The sequence below is a fragment of the Pseudomonas campi genome (assembly GCF_013200955.2).
GTDB lineage: Bacteria > Pseudomonadota > Gammaproteobacteria > Pseudomonadales > Pseudomonadaceae > Aquipseudomonas > Aquipseudomonas campi.
The window spans coordinates 2593349-2618519 of sequence record NZ_CP053697.2; the positions used below are offsets into that span (position 1 = coordinate 2593349).

General features: G+C 64.9%; 21 protein-coding genes. 11 read left to right on the forward strand and 10 right to left on the reverse strand.

Annotated features, from left to right (window positions below; all coding sequences use genetic code 11):
• From HNE05_RS12085 to HNE05_RS12115, 7 genes are all read right to left on the reverse strand, one after another.
• Nucleotides 1-1410 (reverse strand): circularly permuted type 2 ATP-grasp protein, encoded by a 1410-nt coding sequence (locus HNE05_RS12085; RefSeq protein WP_173207450.1) that lies wholly within the window; start codon nt 1408-1410, stop codon nt 1-3.
• Nucleotides 1411-1838: 428 nt separating this feature from the next.
• Complete coding sequence (putP, locus tag HNE05_RS12090) at nt 1839-3329, reverse strand: sodium/proline symporter PutP (protein ID WP_173207454.1); 1491 nt, start codon at nt 3327-3329, stop codon at nt 1839-1841.
• Between the two features lie 584 nt (nt 3330-3913).
• On the reverse strand, nt 3914-4366 hold the full coding sequence (locus tag HNE05_RS12095) for a hypothetical protein (RefSeq protein WP_173207457.1): 453 nt from the start codon (nt 4364-4366) through the stop codon (nt 3914-3916).
• Nucleotides 4367-4552: 186 nt separating this feature from the next.
• Nucleotides 4553-4972 (reverse strand): group I truncated hemoglobin, encoded by a 420-nt coding sequence (locus HNE05_RS12100; protein WP_173207460.1) that lies wholly within the window; start codon nt 4970-4972, stop codon nt 4553-4555.
• A gap of 2 nt (nt 4973-4974) precedes the next feature.
• A complete protein-coding gene (locus tag HNE05_RS12105; RefSeq protein ID WP_173207463.1) occupies nt 4975-5832 on the reverse strand; it encodes a DUF3034 family protein in 858 nt (285 codons plus the stop codon).
• 2 nt (nt 5833-5834) lie between these two features.
• Nucleotides 5835-8183 carry a putative bifunctional diguanylate cyclase/phosphodiesterase gene (locus HNE05_RS12110; RefSeq protein WP_173207466.1) on the reverse strand — a complete coding sequence of 783 codons (2349 nt, stop codon included), beginning with the start codon at nt 8181-8183 and terminating at the stop codon, nt 5835-5837.
• Entirely contained in the window at nt 8167-8844 is a 678-nt protein-coding gene (locus HNE05_RS12115; protein WP_173207469.1) for a methylamine utilization protein, read from the reverse strand. Before HNE05_RS12115 ends, HNE05_RS12110 begins: the two co-directional genes overlap by 17 nt.
• A 310-nt stretch (nt 8845-9154) precedes the next feature.
• On the opposite strand from HNE05_RS12115, the gene nadE reads away from it, so the two are divergent.
• The 6 genes from nadE (at nt 9155) to HNE05_RS12145 (ending at nt 15329) form a co-directional block, all read left to right on the forward strand.
• The gene (gene nadE / locus HNE05_RS12120; RefSeq protein ID WP_173207472.1) at nt 9155-9982 is read left to right on the forward strand and encodes an ammonia-dependent NAD(+) synthetase; all 828 of its coding nucleotides are present in this window, start codon (nt 9155-9157) and stop codon (nt 9980-9982) included.
• Between the two features lie 93 nt (nt 9983-10075).
• The gene (locus HNE05_RS12125; protein ID WP_173207475.1) at nt 10076-11176 is read left to right on the forward strand and encodes an AI-2E family transporter; all 1101 of its coding nucleotides are present in this window, start codon (nt 10076-10078) and stop codon (nt 11174-11176) included.
• Nucleotides 11166-12743, forward strand: coding sequence for a TolC family protein (locus HNE05_RS12130; RefSeq protein WP_173207478.1), 1578 nt, complete (start codon nt 11166-11168; stop codon nt 12741-12743). Before HNE05_RS12125 ends, HNE05_RS12130 begins: the two co-directional genes overlap by 11 nt.
• The gene (locus HNE05_RS12135; RefSeq protein ID WP_173207481.1) at nt 12740-13855 is read left to right on the forward strand and encodes an HlyD family secretion protein; all 1116 of its coding nucleotides are present in this window, start codon (nt 12740-12742) and stop codon (nt 13853-13855) included. Before HNE05_RS12130 ends, HNE05_RS12135 begins: the two co-directional genes overlap by 4 nt.
• 11 nt (nt 13856-13866) lie before the next feature.
• A complete protein-coding gene (locus tag HNE05_RS12140; protein WP_420826962.1) occupies nt 13867-14892 on the forward strand; it encodes a DUF2955 domain-containing protein in 1026 nt (341 codons plus the stop codon).
• Entirely contained in the window at nt 14883-15329 is a 447-nt protein-coding gene (locus HNE05_RS12145) for a potassium channel family protein (RefSeq protein ID WP_173207484.1), read from the forward strand. Before HNE05_RS12140 ends, HNE05_RS12145 begins: the two co-directional genes overlap by 10 nt.
• 11 nt (nt 15330-15340) lie before the next feature.
• On the opposite strand, the gene HNE05_RS12150 is transcribed toward HNE05_RS12145, so the two are convergent.
• From HNE05_RS12150 to apbC, 3 genes are all read right to left on the reverse strand, one after another.
• The gene (locus tag HNE05_RS12150) at nt 15341-15886 is read right to left on the reverse strand and encodes a hypothetical protein (RefSeq protein ID WP_240008754.1); all 546 of its coding nucleotides are present in this window, start codon (nt 15884-15886) and stop codon (nt 15341-15343) included.
• A gap of 77 nt (nt 15887-15963) precedes the next feature.
• Complete coding sequence (dcd, locus tag HNE05_RS12155) at nt 15964-16530, reverse strand: dCTP deaminase (protein ID WP_173207487.1); 567 nt, start codon at nt 16528-16530, stop codon at nt 15964-15966.
• Between the two features lie 162 nt (nt 16531-16692).
• On the reverse strand, nt 16693-17787 hold the full coding sequence (apbC, locus tag HNE05_RS12160) for an iron-sulfur cluster carrier protein ApbC (RefSeq protein ID WP_173207490.1): 1095 nt from the start codon (nt 17785-17787) through the stop codon (nt 16693-16695).
• A gap of 332 nt (nt 17788-18119) precedes the next feature.
• Here apbC and metG point away from each other — a divergent pair, with 332 nt between their 5' ends.
• The 5 genes from metG (at nt 18120) to rsxD (ending at nt 25171) form a co-directional block, all read left to right on the forward strand.
• Nucleotides 18120-20162 (forward strand): methionine--tRNA ligase, encoded by a 2043-nt coding sequence (gene metG, locus HNE05_RS12165; protein WP_173207493.1) that lies wholly within the window; start codon nt 18120-18122, stop codon nt 20160-20162.
• A gap of 154 nt (nt 20163-20316) precedes the next feature.
• Nucleotides 20317-20901 (forward strand): electron transport complex subunit RsxA, encoded by a 585-nt coding sequence (gene rsxA, locus HNE05_RS12170; protein WP_173207495.1) that lies wholly within the window; start codon nt 20317-20319, stop codon nt 20899-20901.
• Entirely contained in the window at nt 20898-21473 is a 576-nt protein-coding gene (gene rsxB / locus HNE05_RS12175) for an electron transport complex subunit RsxB (protein WP_173207497.1), read from the forward strand. The genes rsxA and rsxB overlap by 4 nt, the downstream gene beginning before the upstream one ends.
• A complete protein-coding gene (gene rsxC, locus HNE05_RS12180; RefSeq protein ID WP_173207499.1) occupies nt 21470-23941 on the forward strand; it encodes an electron transport complex subunit RsxC in 2472 nt (823 codons plus the stop codon). The genes rsxB and rsxC overlap by 4 nt, the downstream gene beginning before the upstream one ends.
• Nucleotides 23942-24139: 198 nt before the next feature.
• Nucleotides 24140-25171: an electron transport complex subunit RsxD gene (rsxD, locus tag HNE05_RS12185; RefSeq protein ID WP_173207502.1), complete on the forward strand. Its 1032-nt coding sequence runs from the start codon at nt 24140-24142 to the stop codon at nt 25169-25171.

Below are 25171 nucleotides of genomic sequence, written 5' to 3' on the forward strand. Positions count from 1 at the left end.
TTAATCCTCGACCACCCAGGTGTCCTTGGTTCCGCCGCCTTGCGACGAGTTGACCACCAGCGAGCCATCGCGCAGTGCCACGCGGGTCAGGCCGCCGGGCACCAGGCGGGTTTCGCGGCCGGACAGGACGAACGGGCGCAGATCGATATGGCGCGGCGCGATGCCGCTTTCGACGAAGGTCGGGCAGGTCGACAGGCACAGCGTGGGCTGGGCGATGTAGGCCGCCGGGTTGGCCTTGAGACGGGCGCGAAACGCCTCGATCTCGGCCTTGCTCGCGGCCGGGCCGACCAGCATGCCGTAGCCGCCGGAGCCCTGGGTTTCCTTGACCACCAGCTCGGGCAGGTGGGCCAGCACGTGGGACAGGTCCTCGGGCTTGCGGCACTGCCAGGTCGGCACATTCTTCAGGATCGGTTCTTCGTCCAGGTAGAAGCGGATCATGTCGGTGACATAGGGGTAGATCGACTTGTCGTCCGCCACCCCGGTGCCCACGGCGTTGGCCAGCACCACGTTGCCGCTGCGATAGGACGAGAGCAGCCCCGGCACGCCGAGCATGGAATCCGGGTTGAAGGCCAGCGGGTCGAGGAAGGCGTCGTCCAGGCGGCGGTAGATCACATCCACCGGCTGTGGGCCGGCGGTGGTGCGCATGAACACCTTGTCGTCACGCACGAACAGGTCGGCGCCTTCCACCAGCTCCACGCCCATCTCGCGAGCAAGGAAGGCGTGCTCGAAATAGGCGCTGTTGAAGCGGCCCGGGGTCAGTACCACCACATTGGGGTTGTCCAGCGGACTGGAGCTTTTCAGGGTTTCCAGCAGCAGGCTCGGGTAGTGGTCGATCGGCGCCACGCGCTGCATGGCGAACAGCTCGGGGAACAGGCGCATCATCATCTTGCGGTCTTCGAGCATGTAGCTGACGCCGCTGGGGGTGCGCAGGTTGTCTTCCAGTACGTAGTAGGTGCCGTCGCCATCGCGCACCAGGTCGACCCCGGCGATATGCGCGTAGATGTCTCGATGCAGGTCGAGGCCCTGCATGGCCAGCTGGTAGCCCTCGTTGGCCAGCACCTGCTCGGCGGGGATGATGCCGGCCTTGATGATGCGCTGGTCGTGGTAGAGGTCGGCGAGGAACATGTTCAGCGCCTGCACGCGCTGGATGCAGCCGGCCTCGACGATGCGCCATTCGCTGGCGGGGATGCTGCGCGGGATGATGTCGAAGGGGATCAGGCGCTCGGTGCCCTGCTCGTCCCCGTAGAGGGTGAAAGTGATACCGGCGCGGTGGAACAACAGGTCGGCTTCACGGCGGCGCTGGGCCAGCAGTTCTTCCGGCGTAGCGGCCAACCAGCGAGCAAACTCCCGGTAGTGCGGGCGAACGATGGTGCTCGCTTCATACATTTCATCAAAAAAGGTGCGGACCATGCCGTACTCCTTGCCACCTGGTCGTAACAAGCATCGCAAGGGCCGTGCCATAGGAATTTATTGTTTTATTTCAATGAGTTGAATATCAGACCAAACAGTCACGCACCATGTCGGCGCGTTAATCCAAGCCCCAAAACAGGTCACGCCCCAATCGGAGGCAGGCGCGACAAGGCAGATTGCCGAGACTTAGGCCACCCTGCTCCGGGAACGACTTTGCTGGGATGGGAGGATCGGAGCTGCCCGAAGGCATCAGGGCTGAAGCCGCTTACGGGAAGCGGGAGACTTTATCGCAGGCAAAAAAACGGCCCAACGCCGGGAGACGTGGGCCGCAAAGCACTATCGGGTCGTGCGTGGTGCCCCGCCGTCAGGTACTGGACCTGAGGCGAAGCGAAGACGCGACTGGACGACCGGCCAGCCGCGCCTGGGGGTCAGGCTTGGGCGTCCTGGTATTCCTTCTCGGCCACGTCGAAACGCTGTTGCATGGTTTTCGAAGGGCCGTTGCCGATGCGGCTGAAGACCAGAATGGCCAGGGTGGCGAGGATGAAGCCCGGGATGATTTCGTACACGCCCAGACCGATCAAGTTCTTCCACACCACCACGGTCACGGCACCGACGATCATGCCGGCCAGGGCGCCGTTGCGGGTCATGCCTTTCCACATCACGGAGAGGATCACCACCGGACCGAAGGCGGCACCGAAGCCGGCCCAGGCGTAGGACACCAGGCCCAGCACACGGTTTTCCGGGTTGGACGCCAGCAGAATGGCGACCACCGCGACCAGCAACACCATGCCGCGGCCGACCCAGACCAGTTCGCTCTGGCTGGCGCCTTTACGCAGGAAGGCCTTGTAGAAGTCTTCGGTCAGGGCGCTGGAGCACACCAGCAGTTGGCAGCTCAGGGTGGACATCACGGCGGCGAGGATGGCGGACAGCAGGATGCCGGCAATCCACGGGTTGAACAGCAGCTTGGACAGCTCGATGAACACACGCTCCGGGTTTTCGGTAACCGGGCCAGCCAGGTCCGGGTTAGCGGAGAAGTAGGCGATACCGAAGAAGCCTACCGCTACGGCACCACCGAGGCAGAGGATCATCCAGGTCATGGAGATGCGACGGGCAGCCGGGATGGATTTGACCGAGTCGGCCGCCATGAAGCGCGCCAGGATGTGCGGCTGGCCAAAATAGCCCAGACCCCAGGCCATCAGCGAGATCACGCCGACGAAGGTCGCGCCCTTGAGCATGTCGAAGTTGGTGGCGTCTTTCAGTTCGATCGCCGCGAAGGTGGCATCGGCGCCGCCGGTGGCCAGCATGACGATGACCGGCGTCAGGATCAGGGCGAAGATCATCAGGGTGGCCTGTACGGTGTCCGTCCAGCTCACCGCGAGGAAGCCACCGATGAAGGTGTAGGCGATGGTCGCTGCAGCACCGGCCCACAGGGCGGTTTCGTAGCTCATGCCGAAGGTGCTTTCAAACAGACGGGCACCGGCCACCACGCCCGAGGCGCAGTAGATGGTGAAGAACACCAGGATCACCAGGGCAGAGAAGATGCGCAGGATGCGGCTGTTGTCTTCAAAGCGGTTGGTGAAGTAGTCCGGCAGGGTCAGGGCGTTGCCGTTGTGCTCGGTCTGCACGCGCAGACGGCCGGCGACCAGCAGCCAGTTCAGGTAGGCACCGACGATCAGGCCGATGGCGATCCAGCCTTCGGACAGGCCGGACATGTACACCGCACCCGGCAAGCCCATCAGCAGCCAGCCGCTCATGTCGGAGGCGCCAGCGGACAGGGCAGTGACGAAGCTGCCGATGCTGCGGCCACCGAGGATGTAGTCGGAGAGGTTCTTGGTACGCAGGTAGGCGACGAGGCCGATCAGTACCATCGAGGCGATGTACACCACGAAGGTAATCAGCATGGGGGTGCTAGCGGTCATGGGAGGATGCCCTCTCGTTTGTTGTTATGGCGCTGCGGTGGATGATCCGCAGCCTGGTTGGCAAATACGCCCGCTTGTGGCGGGCCGCTTAGAACCTGTTCAATGTCTGCTGCGCGTCGGCCATGCTGCGTTGAAATCGGGCTCAGAATGCTCATTTACAGCTCGTAAACTCCGCTTCTTCGCCCGATTTCGCCTTGCCTGGCTCTAGCTCGCGAGACTTTGAACAGGCTCTTAGAACCCGCTCCTGCTGCAGGAACGGGTCATGAATGGGGTGGCGCCATCCGCGCTGCCATGCTGCTCTCGGTCATCCGGATGAGAGCCAATCAACCTACGTCTCTACTCAACTTTAGCTCGCGCCGGCGAAAACAGAGTGCAACCCGGCCGGGAGAGCCAACACGCCGCGCACAACCGGGTTGCGCCAGCGGTTTGCTGGGATGCAGGACTCTAGTGACAGGGGGGTGACAGCTTCTTGCAGAAAACTCTGGAGTTTTTGCGAAAAACTCCGAGGCGGGGAACTTTATCCATACAGCCGTTTGAAACCAGCGCGCCGGCAAAGATGCCGGCGCGTGGAGATACAGCAAGGCTTACTGCACGGTGTCTACCAGGTACTTGTGTACCAGCTGGCTATCCATGCGCTCGCTGAAGGCGAAGATGATGTAGTCGGCGTCGTCCTTCTGCAGGTCGACCTCGCTCTTGGCGCGCCCGATTTCCTGGCCATCCTTGTCATACGCCTTGGCCAGCAGAGTGCCTTTAAATGGCTCGTTGGCCACCAGATAGACGCTGAAGCTCTTTTGCGCGTCGGCCATACCGTTGGACTTGGCAGTGGTTTTGACCAGACCGGCTTTGCTCGCGCCTGCGCCAAGCTCGGTCTCGACCACCATGCTCTGGTCGATACCACTGCCCACACCGGAGAGAAAACCGGTGACACCCTCACCCACCGCTTTGCCGGCTTTCTCCGAGAGACTCTGCTCACTCTCGCCACAACCGGCCAGGATGGCAGCACTGAAAAGACCTACCAGCAGGCTTTTGTACTTCATTTTTCACTCCCTGAATTCATAGGTTTTGCTCAGGCAACCGGCAGCATGCCGATCGCAGCCGCGCAGAATACGCCAAGCCGCTTCCCATCGCGCCCGCGCAATGCCTGGATGTGAAGGAGTTGGCGACCAGGCGTGGCGCCATGGCCTGCCGCAGCCGAATCGCTAGCGGCTAGCGCGAGAGTGGCGCTAACGCTCGATGATCTGCCCACGCAGCGGTGCCAAACGTGCCAGTAGGCGGTTTTGCGCGGCGACCGGGATGCCTTCGGCGTCCATCGCGTCGATCAGGTCTTCGACCAGGGCATTGAAGTCGCCCCGGTCGATATTCAGCCCCTTGTGGCTCTCTTCCATGCTGTCACCGGTGTATTCGCAGGGGCCGCCGGCCTCGACGCAGACCTGTTCGACCAGTTTGTCGCGCAGGCGCTCGATGTCGATCTCGCGGAAGTAGTGGGCTATGCGCGGGTTGCGCGCCGAGTTGAGCAGCATGCCTTCGACGATACGGGTGATCCCGGCTTGCTCGCCGAGGCTGCGATAGAGGCTGTCATCCCTGGGCGGCTGGCTGGTGCAGGCAGCCAGGGTCAGGCACAGCACAGCGAGAAGAACGCGCATGCTCAGAAGCTCCCCTGGATGGACAGGTAGGCGCCGTCCTGGTGATCCAGCCCGGCGATTTCACCCAGCCGCGCATAAGCCAGCACCACGGCCAGGTGTTTGTTGGGGAAATAACCGATGAACACATCGGACCAGTCGTTTTCCCCGGCGAAGGATAGGTTGTCCGGCTTCTCGCGGTACTCCACCCCCAGAGCCCAGCGCGGGTTGAACAGCACGGCCACGGAGCCTTCCTTGAGTACAGAATGCTCGTCGCGGCGATCGCCACCGAAGCCCAGCAGGCCCAGCTCGTTGGCCCGGCTGTAGCGCAGGTTGCCGTTGAGCAGCAGGTTGTAGCCGAACGCGCCACCGAGCAGCAGGCGGCTGGCAGCGATGTAGCCTTCGGTGTCTTCGTCACGCTGGGCGCCGATCAGGCTCGGCACCAGAAAGTCCTTCTGCCGCTTGTGCTGGATGCCCAGGGACACCTGCGGCAGCTGGTCGTAGATCAGGTCGCCGAACAGGCGCACCTTGAGGCCGAGAATGTCCTGACTGAGGCTGTTGTCCGGCAGGCTGAGGTCACGGGCCAGGGTGCCGAGGTCGAAACGCTGGCGCGCGTAGGACAGCTCCACGCGGTTGCCATAGGACGCCGCCATACCCGCCACATCCAGGCGGTAGTCGCCAGTCTCGACGCGGGTGGCAAAGGCGCTGGCGCCCCACTCGCCCTGCTCGCCATAGCCGGACAGTACCGCCCAGGGCGTGATACCGCCACCGGCAGCGCCTTCGATGCTACTCGCACCGCCGGTGGCCAACAGGCGCCCCTGCTCGGCCAGCACCAGGCCAGGGCAGAGCAGCCCGAGGAAGATCAGCGCGAGGGTCTTGCCCATGGTCAATGTGCTCCGGCCAGAACCGATGGTTGCCACTGCTGCATCCACTGCTCGAACGCCTGGGCCGGCAACGGCCGGCTGATCAGATAGCCCTGGGCGGTGTCGCAGTTCCACAGGCGCAGCAGATCGAGGTTGTGCTGGAATTCGACTCCCTCGGCCACCACCTTGAGGCCGAGGCTGTGGCTCATGTCGATGGTCGAACGGACGATCACCGCGTCATCACTCTGCTCATCCAGCTCGCGGATGAACGACTGGTCGATCTTCAGCTCCTGCACCGGCATGCGCTTGAGCTGGGCCAGCGAGGAATAGCCGGTACCGAAGTCATCCACCGACAGGTGAATGCCGCAGTTGCGCAGGCTGTGCAGCACCTCCAAGGCCCGCTCCGGGTCCTGCATCACCGCGCTCTCGGTGATCTCGAACACCAGTTGCTCGGCCGCCACCGCCTGGCGGGCCAGCAGCGCCGCTACGCGCTCGGCCAGTTCCTGGCTGATCAGATCCTCGGCGGAGATGTTCAGCGACACCTGCATATGCAGGCCACGGCTGTTCCATTCATGCAGCTGGCGCACCACTTCTTCGATCACCCAGGCGGTGAGAATCTGGATGCTGCCGGTGCGCTCGGCCAGGGGGATGAATTCGCCCGGTGAAACCATGCCGAACTGCGGATGGTTCCAGCGCAGCAGGGCCTCGGCCTCGTGCACCCGGCCGGCGCGGATATCCAGTTTGGGCTGGTAATACAGCAGCAATTCCGCATTGCCCGCCGCATGGCGCAGGTCGCGGATCAGGCTGATCTGCCGTTGATGGGCATCATCGCGGCCCTGCTGGTAAACCTGCAGGTGGCCCGGCAGGTGCGCGGCATCCTGCATGGCAATGGCGGCGCGGCGCAGCAGCTCATCCGGGGTCGCGCCATCGACCGGGTAGACGGCGATGCCGATGCAGCAATCCAGGCTGATGACCAGGTTGCCAATGTGCATGGGCTTGACCAGCAGCTGCTGCAACTTGTCGGCGGCGGCGATGGCACTGTCGCTGTCGCAGTGCTCCAACAACAGCAGCATTTCATCCGCCACCAGGCGCGCCAGGCTGTCGCCAGGACGCAGGGTCGCCTGCAGGCGCCGAGCAAGCTGCTGCAAGGCCAGATCGATGCCGTCCGCACCGCTGCTTTCCAGAATGCTGCGGAAGTTGCTCACGCTCAGGTAGAGCAAGGCGGTCGGTCGCCCCGCGGTAATCGCGCTGCCCAGGCGCTCGATGGCCAGGGTGCGGTTGGGCAGCCCGGTCAGGGCATCGTGCAGGGCGTTGTGCGCCAGTTGCCGCTCACGCTCGGCAATCCCCTCCTGCATGCTTTTGAAGGTCTGCGCCAGGCTGCCTAGCTCATCACTGCGCTGCAGGGTGATGGGCGTCTGGTAGTCGCCCTGGCCGATGCGCTCGGCCACCAGAGCCAGCTGGCGTACCGGCTGCGACAGGTTGCGCGCCAGCAGCAGAGCGCCCAGCAGCGAGGCGAACAGGGCCGCCAGGGCGATCAGCAGGATGTCCCGATCGAGTGGCGCAAAGGCCGCCTCGGCCTGGTCCAGCGACTTGTGCAGCAGCGCCAGGACCTTGTAGTTCGAGCCGCTGGCCAGGGTCCGCCACTCGCCGAGATAGCGCTGACCACCCTGCTCCAGCAAACGGCTGCCGCTGTCGAGGTTCTGCTGCATGATTTCCGCGCGCAGACCGCCGTGCAGGGCGGCCGGCAAGGTGCTGACCCAGCCCGCCGGCTTGCCCTGTTCGATCGACACCAGGGTCAGCTCCAGGTGGGTCAGCTCGCGCAATTCGTTGGCGAAGGCCTCGTCGACATGAAAACCCATCACCACCCGGGCAATCGGCAATGGCGCACTGACCATGGCCTCGACCAGCAGGAATACTTCACCATCGATGGGCAGCAGGAAGACCTGCGGGCCGCTGCCGGCCGGGTCCTGCATCTGCCCGGCCAGGCGACTCACCGAGTCGCTGCCGATCTGCTCGGCAGTGCTGACCTGCAGGCTGCCATCCAGCCCGAGCAGCATCACCACCCCGGCATTGATGCGCGCGCCATGGTTGGCCAGCGCCGAGCGGATGGTGTCGGCGTCGCCACTGGCCACTGCATCCTTGAAGCCGAAATCCGCCGCCAGCACGCGCACCGCATCGTGCAACTGGCGGCCGCGCACCTCAAGCAGTTGCTCGAACACCCGGCCACCGACGCCCAGCTCCTCGCGCAACTGGTTCTGCACGGCCACGCCGGTGGCGGCCTTGACCGAGAAATACAGGGCGCCGATCACCACCAGCAACAGCAGGATCAGGACGCTGGCGATGCGCGCCTGGAAGCTATGGCTGAACTTCACGCGTGGCCTTCTTGAATGCATCACCAAAGGAACTCGGCGCCGGCGCCGCAGGCACTGCCTGCACGGGAGCGGAGAGCTGCAGGGTAAAACGCTGATGCAGGCTTGGCTCGACAACCTTCAGCTCACCCGCAGCAACCGGCAGCATGTTCGGGCTCTGCGGATGCCACAGGGTGGCCTGGTAGCTGCCGGGCGGCAGACCGTCGATCTTCAGCCGCCCCTGCTCGTCACTGACGGCGAACCAGGGATCGTCGGTGACATACACGTAGCCGAGCATCCAGTCATGGATGTTGCAGCCGAGCACCACCACTCCCGGCTTGTCGAACAGCACCGGCTCGCTGGGCGTGCCCTGGTACAGGCGCAACTCGAAACGCTTGGCCGGCGAAAAGGAATAGACCTGGTGGCGGATGTTGTCGCTATTGGGGAACTTCACCGAGGTGCCACTGCGCACGGCCAACACGCTGGGGGCAAACTGCTTGTCGCGCTGATCCATGATGCCCTCGCCCGGCGCCGCACCCGGCGCGCCGCGCAGCGTGAGCACGGCATTGGCCAGCGGCTGGCCCTGGCCATCCACCAGCTCGGCGACAACGCCAGCAGCACTGGCAACACTGCTGAAAAAGCAGCTCAGGGCAATGCCCAGAGCCAGGTTGGAAAGATTGGTCATACGACAGTCCAGTACCCGGCAATGCCGGGGATGCAAGGTGAATACCCGCCTTCCTGGCAACCTTGAGCGATGGTTTCCAGCAGATTAGCCGAGCCATCGGCCAAGAGCACGCACAGTGATGCGGCAAATGCCCTTGATTGCTAACCAAAACCGACGCTTCAAGAGGCCAGCTACAGCTCTGCCGTGCACTTTTTACGCGGATCGACGTAAGCTTCGCCCTCTGCGCAACCTGAACGCTGCCGCGCCACTACGACGGCCAGCCTGCCGAATCCTGTTTTTCGCGTCCGCGACGCCCAGTGAGGACTTTGAAATGAGCAATCGCCAAGCCGAAATCGCCGCCGCCCTCGATGTGGTGCCACCTTTCGCCGATACCGCCGCGCTGGTGGCGCAGATCGACAAGCGCAAGGCCTTCATCAAACAGTGCCTGCGCAACTCCGGCCTGAAAGTGCTGGTGCTGGGCATCAGCGGCGGGGTCGACTCGCTGACCGCCGGCCGCCTGGCGCAACTGACGGTCGAGGAGCTGCGTACCGAAACGGGCGATACGGCCTATCGCTTTATCGCCGTGCGCCTGCCCCACGGCACTCAGCACGACGAACAAGACGCCCAGGATTCGCTGCAATTCATCCGCGCCGACGAGGAAGACACCGTCAACATCGAGGACAGCGTGCGCGGTCTCGGCGAGCAGGTCAGCCACCTGCAGCAGCTGGCCGACGCCCGCCGTGACTTCGTCACCGGCAATATCAAGGCGCGTATTCGCATGGTCGCCCAGTTCGCCATCGCCAACGCCAACAACGGCCTGGTGATCGGCACCGACCACGCTGCCGAAGCGGTGATGGGCTTTTTCACCAAATTCGGCGACGGCGCCTGCGACCTTGCCCCGCTGTCCGGCCTGGTCAAGGGTCAGGTGCGGGCCATCGCCAAACACCTCGGCGCCCCGGAAAACCTGGTGTTCAAGGTGCCCACTGCCGACCTCGAAGAACTGCGCCCCGGCAAGCCGGACGAGGAAGCGCATGGCGTCAGCTACGCCGAGATCGACGCATTCCTGCATGGCCAGGCAGTCAGCGAGCACGCCTACGCCACCATCGTGCGCACCTACGACAACACCCGGCACAAGCGCGAGCTGCCCCTGGTGCCTTAAGTTTGTCGACGCCGCGGGCTGGAATGCCCGCGGCAGACTACGCTTCCAGAGTCTCGGCCCCGCGAGCCCGGCTACTTAAGGAAGGAAAGCCTCATGTCGACCAATGCCACGCCAGATCAACTGCTCACCCGCACCCTGCTCGACACCCTGATTCGCGCGGGCCTGATTGCCGCCCTGGTGGTCGCCTGCTACCAAGTCTTCAGCCCCTTCCTCAGCCTGATGGTCTGGGCGCTGATCCTCGCCGTCACCCTCTATCCGCTGCATGGCATGCTCAAACGCCGGCTCGGCGGCGGTGAGGGCCGTTCTGCGACCCTGCTGGTGCTGATCGCCATCGCCATTCTGCTGGTACCGGCCTACCTGCTCGGTGCCTCGCTGACCGAGTCCGTACAGAGCGCCATCGCCGTGGTCAAGGAGGGTAACCTGCACATTCCGGCGCCACCCGACACCGTGGCCCAGTGGCCACTGATCGGCAAGCCCCTGCATGCCGTCTGGGCCCAAGCGGCTGCTGACATGAGCAGCGTGCTGCAGCAGATCGCCCCGCATGTCAAAGACACCGCGCTGGGGCTGCTAGGCAAGTTGGCCGGAGCCGGTCTCGGCCTGCTGGCGTTCATCGGTTCGCTGGTCATCGCCGGCATCATCATGGCCTATGGCGAAAGCGGCCACCGCAGTGCGCAGCGCATCTCCTCGCGCATCGTCGACCCCAGCCGCAGCGACATGCTGGTCGATCTGTGCACCGCCACCATCCGCGCCGTGGCCCAGGGGGTGATCGGCATCGCCTTCATCCAGATGATGTTGATCGCCGTCGCCTTCGTCCTGATGGGCGTTCCCGGCGCCGGCCTGCTGGCTCTGGCCGTCTTGCTGCTGGGGATCATGCAGTTGCCGGCCACCCTGATCACCCTGCCGGTGATCGCCTTCGTGTTCTTCAGTGAAGGCGTCAGCCTGCTCACCATCATCTTCGCCATCTACACCTTCGTCGCCGGCCTCGCCGACAACGTGCTCAAACCGATGCTGTTGGGACGTGGCGTGGATGTACCCATGCCAGTGGTGCTGATCGGCGCGCTCGGTGGCATGGTCAGCGGCGGCATCATCGGTTTGTTTATCGGCCCGGTGTTGCTGGCCGTGGGCTACAAGCTGTTCTGGCAATGGGTCGAGACCCCTGCCATCGAAGCGGCCGGACCGCAGGATGGCAAATAAGCATCTGCGCGCCTGGACCTTGTTGGCCGCAGCCACCCTGGGTGGCTGCGTACGTCTGGGTCCGGACTTCCAGTCGCCGCGCCAGGACTGGATCGACCACTGGGACAGCCAGGCACTCGACGCAGCCAGCCAGCAGCAACCACAGCCGGATCGACGGCAATGGTGGGCGCAGTTCGAAGACCCGTTGCTCGATCGCCTGATCAGTGCCGCCGATACGAACAACTCCAGCCTGCGTATCGCCGCCCTGCGCATCCTCGAGGCCCGCGCCCAGCTCGGTATTGCCAGCAGCGGGCGCTACCCGCAGGTGCAGCAGGGCAGCGCCGACAGCCTCTACCTCGACCGCAACCAGTACGACGGCGCCCCTGAGCTGGACAGCAACGCCTGGCAGTACAGCACCGGTTTCGCGGCCGGCTGGGAGCTGGACTTCTGGGGCCGCTACAGCCGCGCCATCGAGTCGGCCGACGCCAACTACTTCGCCGCCCAGGCCAATTACGAGGATGTCCTGGTGCTGCTGCGCGCCCAGGTGGCACAGACTTACTACGCCTTGCGCACCGCCGAAGCCCGCCTGGGCATCGCCCGCGACAATGCCAAGCTGCAGAAGCGCAGCCTGGACATCACCGAGCGCCTGTTCAACAGCGGCAACAGCGACGAACTCGACCTGCAACAGGCCAAGACCCAGTACCTGGCAACCTTGAGCAGCATCCCCGAGCTGGAGACCCAGGTCGCCCAGACCCGCAATGCCCTGGCCGTTCTGGTTGGCCAGCCGCCGGGCAGCCTACCCGAGCTGAGCGCCGAGACCGCCCTGGTGCCGCTGGTCGATCAGGCCCTGCTCGATGACGTACCCGCCAACCTGCTGCTGCGCCGCCCGGATGTACGCGCTGCCGAATTGCTGGTGGCCGCCCAGTCCGCGCTGATCGGCGTGGCCGAAGCCGACCTCTACCCCTCGATCAGCCTGCTTGGCAGCATCGGCTGGTCCGCCAGCAGCCTGGACGGCAGCCCGCAGACGGTCAGCCTCGGCGGTGGCCCCAGCCTGACCTGGAACCTGTTCGACCATGGCCGCCTGCGCAACAACGTGCGCGTACAGGACGCCCGCCTGCAGCAACTGATCGAAGCCTATCAAGACCGCGTGCGCCAGGCGGCGCGCGAGGCCGACGATGCCGCCACCGGCCTGAGCAAGGCCCTGGAGCGCGAACGCATCCTGCGCGAGGCCTCATTCTCGGCCAAGCGCTCGCTGACCCTGGCCAACGCCCAATACCGCGAAGGCTATTCCGACTTCCAGCGCGTACTGGACGCCCAGCGCGCCCTGTTCGCCCAGCAGGACGGCTACCTGCTGGCACGCAGCGCCGCGCTGAGCAACCTGATCAACCTCTATCGCGCCCTCGGAGGTGGCTGGTACAGCAGCCAGCCGCTGCTCGACCCGGCTACCCACGCACAGATGAGTCAACGAACCGACTGGGGCGACCTGCTCGACGAGCAACCCGCCCGCCCAGTCGAAAACGCCATGCCCGGCAACCTCGACAAACCCGTGAATACCCCGGCACCAGCCGCCCAGGCAGATACGCCATGACCGACAAACCCGAGCACCGTCCACCGGCCCCGGCCAAGAGCCAGGACCCCAGCCGTCGCGGCGTGCAGATCACCCTGGCGGTGATCGGCCTGACCCTGATCTGGTACCTGCTGGCCGACCGCTTCACCCCTTACACCCAGCAGGCGCGGGTGCAGGCCTATGTGGTGCCGGTGGCGCCGGAGGTGGCCGGCCGCGTGAGTCGGGTGCTGGTCGAAAACAACCAGATGGTCAAGGCCGGCCAGGTGCTGTTCGAGATCAACCCCGAGCCTTACGAGATCGCCGTGGCCAAGGCCCGTGCCGAGCTGCAGAACATGCGCGGCCAGGTCGGCGCCAGCACCGCCGGCATCGACTCCGCCCTGGCCTCGCTGCGCGTCGCCGAGGCCGGCGAACTCGAGTCCAGGCAGGACCGCGAGCGCCTCGAACGGCTGTATCGCGATGACCCCGGCACCATTTCCCTGCGCCGCCTGGAAATTTCCCGAGCCAATCTGGCCAAGGCCAGCAGCCAGGTGGCCGCGGCCCAGGCCGAAGTGCAGCGGGCTCGCGAAACCGAAGGCGGCAGCGGTGAGGACAACGCCCGCCTGCTTAGCGCCACTGCGGCGGTAGAGCAGGCCGAACTGGACCTGAGCAAGACTCGGGTAAAGGCCGCCTCCACCGGGCTGATCACCGATCTGCGCATCGAAGTGGGCCAGTACGCTGGGGCTGGCAGCCCGCAGATGACCCTGATCGCCCTCAACGACCTGTGGATCAGCGCCGAGATGAGCGAAAACAACCTCGGCCACCTGCAGCCGGGCACACCGGTATCCATCGTCCTCGACGCCCGCCCCGGACATGTCTACCGCGGACGCATACGCAGCATCGGCTATGGCATCAGCGTCGGCCAGGCACCGCCTCCCGGCACCCTGCCGACCGTAGAGAACAGCCGCGACTGGCTGCGTGCGGCACAACGCTTCCCGGTGATAGTTGAGCTCGAGGCCAACGAGCTGGGCGACTACCGCGGCCTGCGTGTCGGCGGTCAGGCCGAGGTGATGGCCTTCCCCACCGAGGGCAACCCGCTGAACCTGCTCGGCCGCGCCTTTCTGCGCGTGATGAGCTGGTTGTCGTTCGCCTACTGATGGACATGCCCGTGGCCGATCCCCGTCCCCAGCGCGCCCTGCGCCTGGCCTTCGGCGTAGCCCTGGGCACGGCACTGGGTTTCGGCCTGGCGCTGCCGTTGCCCTTCCTCACGCCGATGCTGGTCCTGGTGCTGCTGGCATCGAGCAACCAGCCGTTGAGCGCCAAGGCCGGCCTGAGCCTGGCCCTGGTGGTCGCCCTGACCTGCGGCAGTGGCCTGCTACTCAGCCCGCTACTGCGCCACTCGCCGGTCAGCGGCGTGCTGCTGGTGGCGCTCGGCCTGTTCCTGATCTTTCGCTTCAGCCTGCGCGGCGGCAACGGCCTGCTCTCGACCCTGCAGGTGGTCGGCCTGACCATGATCTCCGCCGCCGGCACGACTTCCCTGGCCCTAGGCCAGACGGTGGTCGAGGCGCTGGTCAAGGCGGTGCTGCTGACCACCCTGTGCGTGGCCTTCAGCCACGTACTGTTTGCCGAACCGCCCGGCCAGGCCGCAGCCGCCAAGCCCGCGCCCATGGCCAACGCACGCTCCACCTGGATTGCCCTGCGCGCCATGCTGGTGGTAATGCCGGCCTGGCTACTGGCCCTGATCGACCCCGCCAGCTATATGCCGCTGGTAATGAAATCGGTCAACCTCGGCCAGCAGGTCTGCAGCACCAACGCCCGCGACGCCGGCCGCGAGCTGCTCGGTTCGACCCTGCTCGGCGGCGCACTGGCGATCGCCATCTGGATGCTGCTGAGCATCCTGCCGCACCTGTGGATGTTCTTTCTGCTGATGCTGCTGTTCGTCCTGCTGCTGGCGCGGCGGCTCTACCAGCTGGTGGCCAACCGGCTAAGTCCGGGTTTCTGGCTCAACACCTGTGCCACCCTGATCATCCTGCTCGGCCAGTCGGTACAGGACAGCGCCGCCGGCAAGGACGTCTACACGGCCTTCGCCATCCGCATGGGCCTGTTCATCCTGGTCACCCTGTACGCCTGCGCCGCGGTCTACCTGATTGACCTGCGCAGCAAAGACTCAAGCGAGGAAATCCCATGCTCATGAATCTGTTGATCGGCCTGCCGGTGACCCTGCTGTGCCTGCTGTTGCAGGCTGTGATGGTCGCCCTCAGCCTGCGCCGCTATGTCGAGTTCCGCCGCAATCTGCACGACCCCTCGCCGAGCAGCACCATTCTGATCCTGGGCCTGGTGATGCTGCTGATGCTGTTCGGCAACTTTCTGCAGATGGCCATCTGGGCCCAGTTGTTCGTCATGCTCGGCGAGTTCGAGAGTTTTTCCCGGGCCCTGTATTTTTCCGGCGTGACCTTTTCCACCCTGGGTTACGGCGACGTGGTGCTGTCCAAGCCCCGGCAACTGCTGAGCGCGCTGGAGGCAGCCAACGGCATCCTGATGTTCGGCGTGTCCACCGCAGTGCTCACCGCAGCCCTGCATGACGTGATCAAGCACTACACCGAGAAATCCAGAGACCCTGAGCAGGCTTGAGGCCGGGCGCCTCAGTCGGCAGCGAAGCCCAGGCTGATGGACACCAGCACCTGCTGCCCGGGGTCGTCACCCAGGTGGTAGTCCGGCGCCGGGCCGTAGCCCAGCCAGAGCTGCTGACCGTTCTTGATCCGCACATCGGAACGCTCGTCGCCATCACCTTCCAGCCCGACAAGCAAGGCGCTCACCTGCTCGCGCGGCATGCCCAGGCGCAGTCGGTCATCGACCACGAAGCCCTGCATGTCGGCCTTCGGCTCGACCTGCTGTAACCAGCCCAGGAACAGATCCTCGGTGAACTGTTCCAGCTTCCAGCAGCGCACCTCGCGCAGCCTCTCACCCTCGAACGCCAGCAGCAGCGAGTTGCCATAGAGCAGGCCACGCCGCCCCTGACGCAGCGGCAGTTCGGCCGTAGGCGGCCCCAGCCGTTCGATGAAAGCGGCCTTGGGGGCGCTGGGCGACAGACCGAACACGGCCTTGCCGACATGCACCTGCAGTTCGGCATGTACCCACCCGGAACCACCCAATAGCAGCAGAATCGCCACCAGTTTCAGCATGTTCATCGCCATCTCCTTTGACTGTAGTGTTTAAGCAGACACAAAAAAGCCGGGCATGACCCGGCTTTTCATTCTGGAACCGATCAGGTTCTCGGCAGCGTCACGCCGGTCTGGCCCTGGTACTTGCCGCCACGGTCGGCATAGGACACTTCGCACTCTTCGTCGGACTGCAGGAACAGCATCTGCGCCACGCCCTCGTTGGCGTAGATCTTCGCCGGCAAGGTGGTGGTGTTGGAGAATTCCAGGGTCACATGGCCTTCCCACTCGGGTTCCAGCGGGGTGACGTTGACGATGATGCCGCAGCGCGCGTAGGTGCTCTTGCCCAGGCAGATGGTCAGCACGTCGCGCGGGATGCGGAAGTACTCGACGGTGCGGGCCAGGGCGAAGGAGTTCGGCGGGATGATGCACACCGGGCCTTTGATATCGACAAAGCTCTTCTCATCGAAGTTCTTCGGGTCGACGGTGGCCGAGTGGATGTTGGTGAAGACCTTGAATTCGTCGGCGCAGCGTACGTCGTAGCCGTAGCTGGAGACCCCGTAGGAAATCAGGCGCTCGGCGCCTTCGGTGCGCACCTGGCGCTCGACGAAGGGCTCGATCATCCCGTGTTCCTGGGCCATGCGGCGAATCCACTTGTCCGATTTGATGCTCATGGCGGGCGTCCTGACTCAAGGTGTGGTGAAAAACTGAGCGCGCATCTTACCGGGAGGCAAGGCGCGCTTCAAAGGCCCCTCGTCTGTAGGAGCCAGCTTGCTGGCGATCAACGCCCAGCAAGCAAACGGATCGCCAGCAAGCTGGCTCCTACAAGAGCGGCATTAATCGTCGCTGATTTCGATATTCGGCATGGCACTGGCGCCCAAGCCGCTCTGGGCGATGCGCGCACCCACGCAACGGGCCATTTCCTGGTAGATCATGGCGATCTGGCTTTCCGGGTCGGCGATGGTGGTCGGCTTGCCGCCATCCGACTGCATGCGGATGGCCATCGACAGCGGCAAGGAGGCCAGCAGGTCGACGCCGTACTGGCTGGCCAGTTTCTCGCCGCCACCTTCGCCGAACAGGTGCTCGGCATGGCCGCAGTTGGAGCAGATGTGCACCGCCATGTTCTCCACCACGCCGAGCACCGGGATATTGACCTTGCGGAACATCTCCACGCCCTTGCGCGCATCGAGCAGGGCCAGGTCCTGCGGGGTGGTGACGATCACCGCGCCAGCCACCGGCACCTTCTGCGCCAGGGTCAGCTGGATGTCGCCGGTACCCGGCGGCATATCGACGACCAGATAGTCGAGGTTGTCCCAGGCGGTTTGGGTGATCAGTTGCAGCAGCGCGCCGGAGACCATCGGCCCGCGCCAGACCACCGGGGTGTTCTCGTCGGTGAGGAAGGCCATCGACATGACCTGCACGCCGTGCGCCTCCAGCGGCACGAAGAACTTCTCGTCACGCACTTTCGGCCGGGTGCCTTCGGCGATGCCGAACATGATGCCCTGGCTCGGGCCGTAGATATCCGCATCAAGAATGCCCACCCGCGCGCCTTCGCGGGCCAGGGCCAGGGCCAGGTTAGCCGCGGTGGTCGACTTGCCGACGCCGCCCTTGCCGGAAGCCACGGCGATGATGTTCTTCACGTTGGCCAGCGCCGGCACCTGGGCCTGGGCCTTGTGCGCCTCGATCACGCAGTCGACCTCGACCTTGGCGCTGTCGATGCCTTCGACCCCTTCCAGGGCCATCTGCAGCATCTGCGCCCAGCCGCTCTTGAACAGCCCGGCGGCGTAACCCAGCTGCAGGCGTACGCGGACCTTGCCGCCGTCGATATCGACTTCACGCAGGCAGCCGGCGGACACGGGGTCCTGATTGAGGTTGGGGTCGGTGAACTGGCGCAGGGTCGCTTCGACCGCTTGGCGGGTAACGGCGCTCATGGGGCAACTCCGAAAGGCTGAGCAAAACAGGCGGGCATCTTACCGCAGGCGCTTGATCCGTAGGGTGGATGACGCCCTTTTCATCCACCAGGACCCAGCTCGGCGGATCGGTGAAGCGTGATCCACCCTACATCAGACATCCACCCCGCCACGGATGAAAACCCTCGCCCCGACCGTAGGGTGGATGACGCCTTTTTCATCCACCAAGGCCCCGCTCGGTGGATCGGTGCAGCGCGATCCACGACAGCCATCCGCCCTGCCACGGGTGAAAAAAAAACCGCCGCGCCTATATAGTTGCCGGCTCCCTCGTAACACCAGTGCAGCCGATCATCATGTCCGAAGCCCGCAAGATTCTCGTTACCAGCGCCCTGCCCTACGCCAACGGCTCGATTCACCTTGGCCACATGCTCGAATACATCCAGACCGACATGTGGGTGCGCTTCCAGAAGCTGCGTGGCAACCAGTGCATCTATGTCTGCGCCGACGACGCCCACGGCTCGGCGATCATGCTGCGCGCGGAAAAGGAAGGCATCACCCCGGAACAGCTGATCGCCAACGTACAGGCCGAGCACAGCGCCGACTTCGCCGATTTCCTGGTCGACTTCGACAACTTCCACTCGACCCACGCCGAGGAAAACCGCGAGCTGGCCACCAGCATCTACCTCAAGCTGCGTGATGCCGGGCATATCGCCACCCGTTCGGTGACCCAGTACTTCGACCCCGAGAAGGGCATGTTCCTCGCCGACCGCTTCATCAAGGGCACCTGCCCGAAATGCGCGGCCGAGGACCAGTACGGCGACAACTGCGAGAAATGTGGCGCCACCTACGAGCCCACCGAGCTGAAGAACCCGCGCTCGGCCATCTCTGGCGCCGTGCCGGTGCTGCGCGACTCCAAGCACTTCTTCTTCAAGCTGCCCGACTTCGAGGCCATGCTGAAGACCTGGACCCGCAGCGGCACACTGCAGGACGCCGTCGCCAACAAGATCGCCGAATGGCTGGATGGCGGCCTGCAGGAGTGGGACATCAGCCGTGATGCGCCCTACTTCGGCTTCGAGATCCCCGACGAGCCGGGCAAGTACTTCTACGTCTGGCTGGACGCGCCGATCGGCTACATGGCCAGCTTCAAGAACCTCTGCAGCAAACGCCCGGAGCTGGACTTCGACGCGTTCTGGAACAAGGACTCGACGGCCGAGCTGTATCACTTCATCGGCAAGGACATCGTCAACTTCCACGCCCTGTTCTGGCCGGCCATGCTCGAAGGCGCCGGCTACCGCAAGCCGACCGCAGTCAACGTGCACGGTTACCTGACGGTGAACGGGCAGAAGATGTCCAAGTCGCGCGGCACCTTCATCAAGGCGCGCACCTACCTGGATCACCTGAATCCGGAATACCTGCGCTACTACTACGCCAGCAAGCTGGGCCGCGGCGTCGACGACCTTGACCTGAACCTCGAAGACTTCGTGCAGAAGGTCAACTCGGACCTGGTCGGCAAGGTGGTCAACATCGCCAGCCGCTGTGCCGGCTTTATCCACAAGGGCAACAATGGCGTGCTGGTCGACGCCAACCCCGAGCCGGAGCTGTGGGCTGCCTTCCAGGCCGCCGCGCCGAGCATCAGCGATGCCTATGAAGCCCGCGATTTCTCCCGCGCCATGCGCGAGATCATGGCCCTGGCCGACCGCGCCAACGCCTGGATCGCCGACAAGGCGCCGTGGGCGCTGAACAAGGTCGAAGGCAAGCAGGCCGAAGTACAGGAAATCTGCGCCCTGGGCGTCAACCTGTTCCGCCAGTTGGTGATCCTGCTCAAGCCGGTACTGCCGAAGCTGGCCGCCGACGCCGAGGCCTTCCTCAACGTCGCCCCGCTGAGCTGGAGCGATCTGGGCACACCGCTGGCCAACCACCAGCTCAACCCATTCAACCCGCTGCTGACCCGCATCGAGCCGGCGAAGATCGAAGCCATGACCGCCGCCTCCAAGGAAGACCTCGCCTCTACCGAAGCCCCGGCCGCACCCTCCGGCAACGGTGAACTGGCGAAAGACCCGCTGGCCGCCGAGATCGCCTTCGACGCCTTCGCCGCCGTCGACCTGCGCATCGCCCTGATCGAGAAGTGCGAGTTCGTCGAGGGCGCCGACAAGCTGCTGCGCCTGACCCTGGATATCGGCGACGAGAAGCGCAACGTGTTCAGCGGCATCAAGAGCGCCTACCCGGACCCGAGCAAGCTGGAAGGCCGCCTGACCCTGTACGTGGCCAACCTTGCCGCGCGCAAGATGAAGTTCGGCGTCTCCGAAGGCATGGTCCTGGCCGCCGGCCCTGGTGGTGAAGAGATCTACCTGCTCAGCCCGGACAGCGGCGCCAAGCCGGGGCAACGGGTCAAGTAAGAACCAGTTAACGGGCTGCGGCGCAGCGCCGCATGCCCTCGACTAGCCTTATAAGCTGCTAATCAGCCGGCTTTTGCCGGCTTGTTAGTGCCCGTGCCCTTTCCGATAATAGGCCCCCTTTTAATCCGGCCTTCCTGCCCGCAACGGTAATCCGATGACCGAACTCGCCTTGATCATGGTCAGTGCCATCCTGGTCAACAACTTCGTGCTGGTGCAGTTCCTCGGCCTGTGCCCGTTCATGGGCGTATCGAAGAAGATCGAGACCGCCATCGGCCTGTCGCTGGCCACCACCTTCGTCCTCACCCTGGCTGCCATGTGCAGCTACCTGGTGCAGGAATACGTGCTGGAGCCGCTGGGCCTGGAGTTTTTGCGCACCATCAGCTTCATCCTGGTGATCGCCGTGGTGGTGCAGTTCACCGAGATGGTGGTGAACAAGACCAGTCCCCTGCTCTACCGCGTGCTCGGCATCTTTCTGCCGCTGATCACCACCAACTGCATCGTCCTCGGCGTGGCCCTGGTCAACGCCAACAAGGCCGAGTTCACCTTTATTACCGCGACCGCCAACGGTTTTGCCGCCGGCCTCGGTTTCTCCCTGGTGCTGGTGCTGTTCGCCGCCATGCGTGAACGCATCGCCATCGCCGATGTGCCGCAGTCCTTCCAGGGCGCGGCCATCGGCATGATCACCGCCGGGCTGATGTCGCTGGCGTTCATGGGCTTTGCCGGGCTGATCAAGCTATGAGCCTGATTCTGATTGCCGTGCTTGCCATCCTGGCCCTGTGCCTGCTGGCCGGCGCCATCCTCGGTTACGCGGCGGTACGTTTCCGCGTCGAAGGTGATCCGATCGCCGAGCAGATCAACTCCCTGCTGCCACAGACCCAGTGCGGCCAGTGCGGCTACCCCGGCTGCAAGCCGTACGCCGAGGCGATTGCCGGTGGCGACAAGATCAACAAGTGCCCGCCTGGCGGCGAGGCGACGATCCAGGCCCTGGCCGACTTGCTGGATGTCGAGCCCGAGCCGCTGGACGCCGTCGAAGGCGAGAAGCCGCAGATGGTCGCCTTTATCCGCGAAGCCGAGTGCATCGGTTGCACCAAGTGCATCCAGGCCTGCCCGGTAGATGCCATCGTCGGCGCCGCCAAGCAGATGCACACGGTGATCGTCAGCGAATGCACCGGCTGCGACCTGTGCGTCGAGCCCTGCCCGGTTGACTGCATCGATATGATCCCGCTCGGCAGCACTGTGCAGAGCTGGAAATGGCAGCTGCCGCTGGCCCCCGGCCAATTGATCGCCAGCGACCGGGAGCACGCCGCATGACCGCGCTGATCGACCACGCCCAGCAGATCTGGGACATCCCCGGCGGCATCCACCCGCCGGAGCAAAAAACCCTCTCCAACCGCACGCCGATCCAGCCGGCGCCACTGCCCAGGCGCCTGATCCTGCCGCTGGGCCAACATATCGGTGCCGCCGCCGAGCCCTGCGTGGCGGTGGGCGAGTACGTGCTCAAGGGCCAGAAGATCGCCGAGGCCAACGGCTTCGTCAGCGCCGCCGTGCATGCGCCGACCTCCGGCACCGTCAGTTTTATCGGCGCGCAGCCCTACCCACATGTGTCCGGCATGCCGGCAGCAGCCATCGTCATCGACAGCGACGGCCTGGAGCAGTGGACCGACCTGCAGCCCTGCCCGGACTACCGGCACATGGAAGCCGCCGAGCTGCTGGAAAAGATCCGCCAGGCCGGCATCAACGGCCTGGGCGGTGCCGGCTTCCCGGCAGCGGTCAAGCTCACCGCGCGGCCGACCCAGAAGACCCACACGCTGATCATCAACGGCACCGAGTGCGAGCCGTACATCACCGCCGACGACCTGCTGATGCGCGAACGCGCTGCCGAGCTGATCTCCGGCATCGACATCCTGGTGCAGCTGATTCAGCCCGACCAGGTGCTGATCGGCATCGAGGACAACAAGCCCGAGGCCATCGCCGCCGTGCGCGCCGCCCTGGTCGAGCGCAGCTACACCCTCAAGGTGTTCCCCACCAAGTACCCGTCCGGTGGCGAGAAGCAGCTGATCCAGATCCTCACTGGCGTGGAAGTTCCCAGTGGCGGGCTGCCGGCCGATATCGGCATGCTCTGCCAGAACGTCGGTACCTGCGTGGCCATCCATGACGCCATCGTGCTGGGCAAGCCGCTGATCTCGCGCATCACCACCCTCACCGGCGAAGCCCTGAGCCGTCCTGGCAACGTCGAGGCCTTGATCGGCACCCCCGTGGGCGAGCTGCTCGACTTCGCCGGGCTAGACAAAGCCAAGCTCAATCGCCTGGTGATGGGCGGGCCGATGATGGGCTTCAGCCTGCCCGACCTCGGCGTGCCGCTGATCAAGACCAGCAACTGCCTGCTGGCTTCGACCCGCGCCGAGTTGCCCGCGCCACCACCGGCCATGCCGTGCATCCGCTGTGGCGAATGTGCCGAGGCCTGCCCGGCCAGCCTGCTGCCGCAACAACTGCACTTTTTCGCCCTCGGCCAGCAACACGAACAACTCAAGGCGCACAACCTGTTCGACTGCATCGAGTGCGGCGCCTGCGCCTATGTCTGCCCGTCGAGCATCCCGCTGGTGCAGTACTACCGCGCCGCCAAGGCCGACATCCGCGACCTGGAGCAGAAGCAGCAGAAAGCCGAGCACTCCAAGCAACGCTTCGAGCTGCGCCAGGAGCGCCTGCGCCGCGAGGAAGAACGCAAGGAAGCCGAGCGCCTCGCCCGCGCCGAGCGTGCCGCCAAGGCCAAGGCGGCCCAGGCCGAAGCCGCCAGCGCAACTCCGGTTGCCGCCGCGCCTGCCGCCGACGACCAGCTCAAGCGCCTGAAGATCGAAGCCAGCATGGCCCAGGTCGCCCTGAAAAAAGCCGAGAAACAGCTGGCCAGCCACGACACCCCAGAGCTGCAGGCCCAGGTCAGCAGTCTGCGCGCCGCGGCCGAAGCCGCGCAGAAAGCCCTGGAAGCCGTCCAGGCCAGTGCCCCGCCAGTGACCGCCGCGCCGCCGGCTGACGAAGCGCTGAAGAAGGCCAAGATCGAAGCCGCCATGCTCAAAGCCCAGCTGCGCAAGCTGGAGAAACTGGAAAGCCCGACTGCCGAACAGCAGACCGAGCTGGAACAGACCCGCCAGCAACTGGCCGCCGCCGAGCAAGCCGTGGAAAGTCTGCAAAGCGCAGTACCGGCTCCAGCGGCCAAACCGGCTGGCGACGAGGCGCTGAAGAAAGCCAAGATCGAAGCCGCCATGCTCAAGGCTCAGCTGCGCAAGCTGGAGAAGCTGGAAAGCCCCACGGCCGAACAGCAGAGCGAACTGGAACAGGCTCGCCAGCAACTGGCCGCCGCCGAGCAAGCCCTGGAAAGCCTGCAGAGCGCAGCGCCGGCTCCAGCGGCCAAGCCGGCCGGCGACGACGACGCTCTGAAAAAAGCCAAGATCGAACTGGCGATGAAACGCGCCGAACTGAAAAAGGCAGAAAAGGCCGCCGCCGGGGAAGCCGAGCTGGCGACCCTGCGTGCGGCCCTGACCGCCGCCGAACAGGCCTTGCATGCCGCCGAGGCTGTCTCGAACAAGCCAGCTCCCGAGCTGGTGCGTACCGACAAGGCTCCGATTGATGAAGCCTTGCGCGCCCTGAAGACCGAACTCGCCTTCGCCCGCGCCGACCTGCGCAAGCTGGAGCGCGATGAGCAGGCCGCCAGCGAGGCACTCGATGCCGCCCGCGCGCGCCTGGCCGCGGCCGAACAGAAACTGGCGGAGCAGCAGGAACCGTAGCCCGGATGCAATCCGGGGCAGGCCACGCAATGCCATCAATGACCTGCAAGGCCCGAAAACAAGACAACGCCCCTCTCGCGTAATTCGCAGAGGGACGGGATTAACCGAACGATCTGCGGATCGCCCCCCCGGATTGCATCCGGGCTACAGAACAGCGCTGCGCCGCCCAATGGCTGTGCAACCAGACACGGAGCATCAATGGCCCTGCCCCGCATCACCTCGCCCCACGCCAAGGGCAGCAATCGCACCCAGCGCGTCATGCTGCTGGTGGCTGCCGCCTGCGCGCCTGGCGCCCTGGCCCTGACCTGGCTGTTCGGCATTGGCACCCTGGTCAACCTGGTCTGGGCCAGCGTCGTCGCCCTGGCCGTGGAAGCAGCCATCCTCGCTGCACGCCAGCGCCCGATCGCCTTCTTCCTCAAGGATGGCAGCGCCCTGGTCACCGCCGTGCTGCTGGCTCTGGCCCTGCCGCCCTACGCGCCCTGGTGGCTGACCCTGGTCGCGGTCGGCTTCGCCATCGTCTTCGGCAAGCAGCTGTATGGCGGCCTCGGGCAGAATCCGTTCAACCCGGCAATGATCGGCTACGTGGTGGTGCTGATTTCCTTCCCCATCGAGATGACCAGCTGGCCCAAGCCGCACACGATGGGCGCCTGGGACGGCATCCAGCAGATCTTCGGCCTCGCCGCCCTGCCCGATGGCTGGAGCCAGGCCACCGCCTTGGACAGCCTGAAAATCAACAAAAGCCTGACCATGGACGAGCTGTGGGCGCAGAACCCGGCCTTCGGCGAGTTCGGTGGCAAGGCGGTGGAATGGGTCAACCTGGCCTTCCTGCTCGGTGGCCTGTTTCTGATCTACAAGAAAGTGATCAGCTGGCACGCGCCCCTGGGCATGCTCGGCGCGCTGTTCGTCATCAGCCTGCTGTGCTGGAACGGCTCCGGCTCGGACTCCAACGGCTCGCCGCTGTTCCACCTGCTGACCGGCGCGACCATGCTCGGCGCCTTCTTCATTGTTACCGACCCGGTGTCCGGCGCCACCAGCAACCTGGGACGAATCCTCTTCGGCGCCGGGGTCGGTGTGCTGGTCTATATCATTCGCACCTGGGGCGGCTACCCGGATGGCGTTGCCTTCGCCGTGCTACTGATGAACCTCTGCGCCCCGACCATCGACTACTACACCCGCCCGCGCACCTACGGCCATCGCAAGCCGGGGCGCGGCTTCAAACTGGGGGAATGA